This window comes from Agrococcus sp. ARC_14 (assembly GCF_022436485.1).
Lineage (GTDB): Bacteria > Actinomycetota > Actinomycetes > Actinomycetales > Microbacteriaceae > Agrococcus.
In genome coordinates this window covers 403,833-411,680 of record NZ_JAKUDO010000002.1, presented here as the reverse complement: position 1 = coordinate 411,680, position 7,848 = coordinate 403,833, and the positions used below count along the sequence as shown (strand labels likewise).

Sequence of the window (7,848 nt, the reverse complement as noted above, 5' to 3'; positions counted from 1 at the left end):
CTTCGATCGCGGCCTGGCGGACCCAGTTCTGCAGACAGGTCTCGCTGATCCCGAAGTCGGCCGCGATCTGACGCAACGGAACACCGGGCTCGCGGTTCTGAGCGACGCGCACGACGTCCTCACGGAACTCGCGCGGGTAGGGCTTGGGCATGATGACATCCTCCCAGCGGCACCTCACGGCACCACAGATCAGGTGTCACCTGTCCGTGCAGCAGACCCCAGCCTGCGTGCCACCGAGCAGACTGTCGTCACCCGAGGTCGAGGCCGCATCCGACGTTCCGGATGTGGAGCCCGACTCAGTCGACGCACCATCGCTGGTCGCATCACCGAGCACACCGACAGCATTGCCGCCGACCGCCACCGGAGCAGCGACATCACCGACGACCTGCGACCCGGAGGCCACACCATCATCACCCGACGTCACCGGAGCATCCGACGACGAACCAGATGCAGTCGCCGACTCCGTCGACGCACCATCGCTGGTCGCATCCCCGAGCACACCGACAGCGTTCCCGCCGACAGCGACCGGCGCCGCAGCGTCGATCACGGCCTGCGTGCCACCAAGGAGGCCATCGTCACCCGAGGTCGAGGCCGCATCCGAGGTTCCGGATGCAGTGCCCGACTCAGTCGACGCACCATCGCTGGTCGCGTCACCGAGCACACCGACAGCATTGCCGCCGACCGCCACCGGAGCAGCGACATCACCGACGACCTGCGACCCAGAGGCCACACCGTCATCGCCCGATGTCACCGGAGCATCCGACGTTCCGGATGCGGTGCTCGACTCGGTGGTCGCGCCATCACTGGTCGCGTCACCGAGCACACCGACAGCATTGCCACCGACAGCGACCGGCGCCGCAGCGTCGATCACGGCCTGCGTGCCACCGAGCAGACTGTCGTCACCCGAGGTCGAGGCCGCATCCGAGGTTCCGGATGCAGTGCCCGACTCCGTCGACGCACCATCGCTGGTCGCATCCCCGAGCACACCGACAGCGTTCCCGCCGACGGCCACCGGAGCCGCGACATCAGCCACAGCCTGCGTGCCAGAGACCGCACTGTCGTCTCCCGAGGTCGAGGCCCCATCCGAAGTTCCGGATGCGGTGCCCGACTCCGTCGACGAACCATCACTGGTCGCGTCACCGAGCACACCGACAGCGTTCCCGCCGATAGCCACCGGCACCGCGACATCAGCCACGGCCTGCGTGCCACCGAGCAGGCTGTCGTCACCCGAGGTCGACGCTGCCGCCGCCTCGCCGCTGCCCGCCGAGCTCGCCTCCGCGGTCGAGCTCTCGCTCGTCGCATCGCCTGCCACGCCGATCGCGTTGCCCGCGATCGTCACTGGCACGTCGACCGCTACGAGCGGCGTCGTGCCCGAGAGCACGCCGCCGATCCCGGAGGTCGAGACGTCTGCCGACGGTGTGTCGGCCGATGTGGTCGACGTCGAGGACGCATCCGTCGTCTCGGCATCGCCGAGCACGCCGATCGATGTGCCGGTGATCGTCACCGGCAGTGAGACATCCACCACCGCTTGGTTTCCTGAGCCGATGGCATCGGTGCCGTCGGTCTCTGCTGCACTGGCGATTCCAGTGCCGGCGGCCCAGAGGCCACCCGCGAGCGCTGCTGTGCACAGCGCTCGCCACACGAGCTTGTTCATCGTTCTGCCTTTCCTGTCTGAGAGATCCGCCATCCCGCTCCGGGACGGCCGCGTGTCGCGCGAGCGCGACCTTGGATCGGTCAGTCAGGACTGGCGGTGTGCTCCTCGACGATGGAGAGAGGCGTGCGATCGTGCTCGATCGCACCGACCTGCCCGCCCGAGAGCTCGGGCAGCAGGTGGGCTTGGGTGTCAGCGGCGGGCGATGCCGCTCCGGTCGCAGAGCCGCTCGCGCCAGCAGGTGCAGGCACCGCGGCGGGTGACGTCGGCTCGATCGGCACGGCGCGATCGACCGGCTGCTCGTCGACGCTCGGCACCGGAACGGCCACGATGGTCGCGGGCTCATCGTTCGCGGCTGAGATCGCGGCCGCGACGAGTGCGCTCAGCGATGGCGCAGCGGGTGCCACTGCCCGTGCAGCGGTCGGCACAGCCTGGTCGTCGACGGCCGGTGCGGATGGGTCGGCTCCGGCCGCGTCATCGACCGGCGTCGGCAGGGTGGTCACCGGGGAGCGATCAGGCGTGGGCGCGGGGGTTGGCGCAGGCTCCGCGGGGGTGGGAGCGGGCTGCGGCGTGGGCGAGGTCACTCCATCGACGTCCTCGTCGATCGGCCCCGTCACCGGCTCCAGCACATCCGTGACTGGCTCTAGCACATCCGTGACTGGCTCCAGCACATCCCCGACGGGCGCGAGCAGCTCTGCGACGGGCTCCAACGCACCGGCGACCGGGTCGGTGACCGGCTCGAGTGCCGTGGTCACGGGCGCGACGACTGCCTCGACGGGCTCCACGATCGGCGCGACGAGCTGCTCGACGGGGGCGATGACAACCGCGACCGTCTCGCGCACGGGGGTGGTGACGGGCTCGACGCGCTCGACGACAGCGGCAACGGGCTCGGTCACCGTGCGCACGGTCTCGCTGGCGGGAGCGGTGACCGCTCGTACCGTACTGCTGACGGGTGCGGTGACGGCGCCGACGGTCTCGCCGAGGCCCTGGGTGATGCCGCCGAGCAGACCGCGGTCGTCGCGGTCGTCGGCGGCGCTGGCCGGGGATCCACCTGCCAGGAGGGCGAATGCGACGGCACCGATGGCCGCAGCGCCACTCGCCACCGCGACGCGCAGCAGGCGGTGCTGCCTGCGGGCTGCGGTCGCCTCCATGGTCGCCTCCGAAGTCGTGACCTTCTTGGCTGGTGGTCGTCACGCTACGCCCGGACCCGCGAGAGGGCAATGCATCTCAGGGGTCTCCCAGGTTGGGGGACAGCGCCGCGACGCCGCCTACGCCGCCGGCTGATGCAGCAGCTCGTCGCCCGACTCCCGTGCTGCAGCAGCGACAGCCGCGGCGGCAGCAGCGTCGCCAGCGATCGGGATGCGCGCGAAGCTCGGCGCGCCACCGGCCACGGTCTCGACCACGATGCTGCCCGCGGCGATCCTGCCGTCGCCGTCGTCGAGCCCCTGCCAGTCGGCGCGCACGCTGCGCACGACGGTCGCGGCGTTCGGCCATGGCCCGGCGATGAGCAGCGTCGACGACGCCTGCCGCAGCCGCGCCGCGAGCCGGGCGGCATCGGTGGGCGCCACCCTGCCGGGCGAGGCGGCGAGCACCACCGGCATCGCCTCCGCCAGGCTCGCGACCACGTCGAGCCACGAGCGGCCAGGATGCGGCACGAGCGCCACGCGATCGATGGGCACGCCGAGGTCGCGCGCGGCTTCGATGCCCAGATCCGGCATGCCGACGATCGCACCCCACGCGCCTGCCGGCATGGCGGCCCCCATGCACGCGAGCGCGAGGCTGCGCGACTCGATGCTGTGGGCCCTGCCAGCGCGCAGCCACTGCACCACCTCATCCAGCCCCGCGGTCGCGGCCTCATCGAGTGTCGGCGACGCGTGCTGGGGCTCCGCCTGCTGCATGCCGCGCAACCGCTCGCGCAGCGCCTCGACGGTCGCCGTGCGGTCCTCCCCCGTGCGGCGCTCGAGTCGTGCAGAGATCGGCGTGCTCACCCCTCAATGATCGAACGTATGTTCGATCATTGTCAACTGCGGCGTGTCACCCGAGCCCGAGGATCGCCGCCCCGACAGCCGCGGGCTGCGCGCCCTCCGGCAGCAGTCGGATGCGTCCAGGCACGTCGAGCGCCCTGAGGAGCGCCGAGTCCGCAGCCCAGCCTGCGAGCCGGTCGCACAGGCCGTCGAGCAGCGGCGCACCGAGCCCGCTCACACCGCCGCCGATGAGCACGGCGTCGACCCCCGTGGTGAGCACGAGGCTGCGGATCGCGTGCGCGAGCGCTCCGGTGAAGTCATCCCACTCGCGCATGCCCCGCTCATCGCCCGCACGTGCGGCGGCGAGCATGCTCGCCGCCGGCACGGGACCGTCCCACCGCCGTGCGATCGCCCATCCCGCCGCGATCGTCTCGAGGCAGCCGAGCTGGCCGCAGCGGCAGGTCTCGACCGCGCCGGGCACCGGTATGTGCCCGATCTCGCCCGCCGCGCCGCTCGCGCCGCGCAGCACCCGGTCGCCGAGCGCGATGCCGGCGGCGATGCCGGTGCCGAGCCCGACGAAGGCCACGGCCTCCGCGCGCTCCCCGAGCAGGTGCCTCGCCCCGAGCACGGCCGCTCGCACGTCATTGTCGACCGTGATGCGCATCCCCAGCCTGCCGCCGACGGCCGCGCCGATGTCGAGCGCGTCGATGCCGAGGTTGACGGCGCTGCGCACGCTCGTGCGGTCGTCGCCGACGATGCCTGGCACGCCCAGCCCCGCGCCCTCGAGCGACGCGACCTCGGTGCCGGTCGCGACGAGCACGTGCTCGGCCGCCTCGACCGCCGATCCCACCGCACCCGCCCCGCGTCGCGTCGCGACCTGGTGCGAGGCGAGCACTGCGCCACGCTCGAGCAGCACGGCCACCGTCTTCGTGCCGCCGATGTCGATGCCGAGCGAGCTCATCGAGCCAGCATCCCGCGCAGCGCCAGCCCGCACGCGCGCGAGGCGCCGAAGGTGGCGATGTCTGCGCCGTCGCCGTTCGACCAGCCCATGTCGATCACGAGCACGTCGTGCTGCTCGCGCAGCGGGCCGATGGTCGCGTCGGCCTCCGGCCCACGCGCGAGATCCTTGCCGACCACGATCACGGGGCCCGGCGCGAGCTCCGGCACGGCACCCGGCTCGACCACGATCGACCCCTCGAAGGGATCCCACGGCACAGCCCCCGCAGCGATGTTCGCGGCCCGCTCGAGCCGCACGACAGCCGGTGCACGGTGCCCCGCGGCCAGCCACCGCTGCGCCCGCTCGCGCACGAGGAACGTCGAGCGGATGCGCGCCAGGTCGTCGTCGCTCGCTCCGCCGATCGCGGTCAGCGGCATGGGCGCCGCATGGGCAGCGGCGAGCGCGCGCGTGCGCTCGGCCGCGTCGCGCACGCGCGCCGCGTCGAGCCTGCCGCTGTCGATCGCCTCGAGCACGGCGCGCTCGATGGCCGCGATCCCCTCCGGCCCGGTCGCGGTGCCGAGGCAGAGCAGGTCGCAGCCGGCGTCGAGCGCGCGCACGGCGGCCTCCGGGATGCCGATGGCGCCGCTCGCTCCCACCATGTCGAGCGCGTCGGAGACGATGACGCCTGTGAAGCCCAGCTCGCCGCGCAGCAGCTCGGTGAGGATCGCCCGCGAGTGCGTGGCCGGCACGCTGTCGAGCGCAGGCACGACGATGTGGGAGGTCATGATGGAGGCGACGCCGGCTTCGATTGCGGCGCGGAACGGTGCCAGCTCGCGGCGGCGGAGCGTCTCGAGATCGGCGTGCACGACGGGCAGGCCCACGTGCGAGTCGACGGCCGTGTCGCCGTGCCCCGGGAAGTGCTTCGCGCTCGCCGCGACGCCCGTGCGCTGCACGCCGTCGACCCAGGCGGCCACATGGCGTGCGGTCAGCGCGGCATCCGCGCCCATGCTGCGCACCCCGATGACCGGGTTGTCGGGGTCGACGTTGACGTCGGCGACCGGCCCGAAGGTGAGAGTGCCGCCGATCGCGCGCACGTGCTCGCCGACTCGCTCGCCGACCGTCCGCGTCCACTCGAGGTCGTCCGCGCGGCCCAGCACGGCGGCGCCGGGGAACGGCGAACCGGTGGCGTAGTGCACGCGCGTGACGTCGCCGCCCTCCTCGTCGAGCGCGACCATGACATCCGCGCGCACCGCGCGCATCGCATCCGTCAGCCCCCGCAGCTGCGCGGGGTCGACCACGTTCTCGCCGTAGAGGCAGCAGGAGACGAGGCCGTCGGCGAGCAGCGCGGCCATCCAGGAGGGCAGCGTCGTGCCGGTGAAGCCTGGCATCAGCGTGGCCCGTGCGTCTGCGAGCATGCTCATCCCTTCACCGCCCCCGCCGCCATGCCGGTGGCCATCCGGCCCTGGATGATGAGGAAGAAGATCACGACCGGGATGGCCATGAGGGTCGAGCCTGCCATGATCGCCGCCCAGTTGGTGGTGCCGTTGAGGGTGAGGAAGGTGCGCAGCCACACCGGCAGGGTCATGAGATCCGGCCGGGTGTTGACGATCAGGGCGATGAGGAACTCGTTCCACGCCTGGATGAAGGCGAACACGCCGGTGGCGACGAGCCCTGGCGCGAGCAGCGGGAACGTGACCCGGAAGAACGCGCCGACGCGGGAGCAGCCGTCGATCATGGCCGCCTCCTCGAGCTCGATCGGCACGCCGTCGACGAAGCCGCGCAGCGTCCAGATCGTGAAGGGCAGCACGGTCGCCACGTAGACGAGGATGAGCGCCATGGCGGTGTTGAGCAGCTGCCAGCTGTCGAGCACCCGGTAGAGCGAGACCATCATCGCCTCGAGCGGCAGCATCTGGATGGCGATGACCGCCACGATGAAGCCCGTGCGGCTGCGGAAGCGGAAGCGCGAGATCGCGACGGCCGCGAAGAAGGCCAGCACCGCCGCGATCAGCACGGTCGCGAGCGTCACCACCAGCGACATGCTGAGCGCCGGCAGGAACGGCGTCCTGCCCGGATCGAACAGCACGGTCTCGTAGTTGCGCAGCGTCAGGTTCGCCGGCCACAGCTCCAGGTCGCGGCTGCGCACCTCGTTGTTGGGGGTGAGGGATGTCTTGATCATCCAGTAGACGGGGAAGGTGGAGCAGACGAAGACGAAGACCGCCACCGCGCACCACAGCGCCGTCGCGATGCGGCGCCGCGGCGAACGCCTCACGACTCGCTCCTGAGCATCCGGCGCATGAGCGGGAAGGCGATCAGCATGATGACGAGCATCGTGATCATGGCGAGCGCGCCGCCGGTGCCGAAGTCGCCGCCGGAGATCGCGGTCTGGTAGATGTACACCCCGAGCGTCGAGGTCTCAGCCCGGATGCCGCCGATGTCCTGCAGAGCGAAGATCTGCGTGAACACCCGCAGGTCCCAGATCAGCTGCAGGATCGTGGCGATGACGAGGATGGGTGCCAGCTGCGGGAGCACGATGGCCGAGAAGCGCTTCACCGGGCCCGCGCCGTCGAGCGCGGCGGCCTCCATCTGCTCCTCCGGCACCTGCGTGAGGCCGGCGAACACCATGAACGCGACGAACGGCACCGCGCCCCAGACGATCACGATCGTGGCCACCGTGAAGAAGCCCAGCGGGTCGATCAGCCACGACCGGCGATCGAAGTCGGCCAGCCCGAGCACGTCGCGCAGCATCCCGTTCACGACTCCGTAGTCGGTGTCGAACATCCACCCCCACACGATCGTCGCGGTGAGCGCCGGCATCGCCCAGGCGAGCAGCAGCCCGACGCTCATGAGGATGCGGAACGGCTTCGGCAGCCGCTGCATGAGCAGCGCGAGCCCGATGCCCAGCAGCATCGTGCTGACGACGCAGACTGCCGCGAAGGCCACGGTGCGCCAGAGCACCGCCCAGAACACGCCATCGCCCAGCACTGCGATGTAGTTGTCGAGCCAGACCCATTCGGCGGGCTGCCCGAACACCTGCGCACGCCCGAACTCCTGGAACGACAGCAGCGCCAGCTGCACGAGCGGCCAGCCGATCACGGCGGCGACGACGGCGGTCGCGGGCGCGAGCAGCAGCAGTGGCAGGGCGCCGGCGCGCCTCCTGGCTCGCGGTGCGCGCGGCGGGCGGGCCGGCGCGACCACGGTCTCGACTTCGAGCATCGCCGTCCTCCTCGGGGCGATCGGCGGATCTCACTCCGCGGGTTCGGTCATGGCACGGCGGTCGCGGCCGACACGGATGCGTC

The 7,848-nt window shown here is 71.8% G+C and carries 8 protein-coding genes; all 8 read right to left on the bottom strand.

The genetic code is table 11. From position 1 onward, the window contains the following. On the bottom strand, positions 1-151 hold a 151-nt coding region (locus MKD51_RS15245; protein WP_240241343.1), incomplete at its 3' end, for a transposase. A gap of 45 nt (positions 152-196) precedes the next feature. Then, positions 197-1,654 (bottom strand): hypothetical protein, encoded by a 1,458-nt coding sequence (locus tag MKD51_RS15240; RefSeq protein WP_240241330.1) that lies wholly within the window; start codon positions 1,652-1,654, stop codon positions 197-199. 80 nt (positions 1,655-1,734) lie between these two features. Further along, complete coding sequence (locus MKD51_RS15235) at positions 1,735-2,802, bottom strand: hypothetical protein (protein WP_240241329.1); 1,068 nt, start codon at positions 2,800-2,802, stop codon at positions 1,735-1,737. A gap of 117 nt (positions 2,803-2,919) precedes the next feature. Beyond that, positions 2,920-3,639, bottom strand: a complete 720-nt coding sequence (locus MKD51_RS15230) for a hypothetical protein (protein ID WP_240241328.1) — start codon at positions 3,637-3,639, stop codon at positions 2,920-2,922. A 46-nt stretch (positions 3,640-3,685) separates the two neighbouring features. After that, on the bottom strand, positions 3,686-4,576 hold the full coding sequence (locus MKD51_RS15225) for an ROK family protein (RefSeq protein ID WP_240241327.1): 891 nt from the start codon (positions 4,574-4,576) through the stop codon (positions 3,686-3,688). Then, the gene (locus tag MKD51_RS15220) at positions 4,573-5,967 is read right to left on the bottom strand and encodes a glycoside hydrolase family 3 N-terminal domain-containing protein (RefSeq protein WP_240241326.1); all 1,395 of its coding nucleotides are present in this window, start codon (positions 5,965-5,967) and stop codon (positions 4,573-4,575) included. Before MKD51_RS15220 ends, MKD51_RS15225 begins: the two co-directional genes overlap by 4 nt. A 2-nt stretch (positions 5,968-5,969) precedes the next feature. Continuing rightward, on the bottom strand, positions 5,970-6,821 hold the full coding sequence (locus tag MKD51_RS15215; RefSeq protein ID WP_240241325.1) for a carbohydrate ABC transporter permease: 852 nt from the start codon (positions 6,819-6,821) through the stop codon (positions 5,970-5,972). After that, positions 6,818-7,765, bottom strand: a complete 948-nt coding sequence (locus tag MKD51_RS15210; protein ID WP_240241324.1) for a sugar ABC transporter permease — start codon at positions 7,763-7,765, stop codon at positions 6,818-6,820. The genes MKD51_RS15215 and MKD51_RS15210 overlap by 4 nt, the downstream gene beginning before the upstream one ends. Positions 7,766-7,848 lie beyond the last annotated feature (83 nt).

Bases quoted from the DNA above. Each gene is read 5' to 3' on its own strand.
- MKD51_RS15225 (WP_240241327.1), bottom strand. From the start codon at position 4,576: ATGAGCTCGCTCGGCATCGACATCGGCGGCACGAAGACGGTGGCCGTG.
- MKD51_RS15235 (WP_240241329.1), bottom strand. From the start codon at position 2,802: ATGGAGGCGACCGCAGCCCGCAGGCAGCACCGCCTGCTGCGCGTCGCG.
- MKD51_RS15220 (WP_240241326.1), bottom strand. From the start codon at position 5,967: ATGCTCGCAGACGCACGGGCCACGCTGATGCCAGGCTTCACCGGCACG.
- MKD51_RS15240 (WP_240241330.1), bottom strand. From the start codon at position 1,654: ATGAACAAGCTCGTGTGGCGAGCGCTGTGCACAGCAGCGCTCGCGGGT.
- MKD51_RS15210 (WP_240241324.1), bottom strand. From the start codon at position 7,765: ATGCTCGAAGTCGAGACCGTGGTCGCGCCGGCCCGCCCGCCGCGCGCA.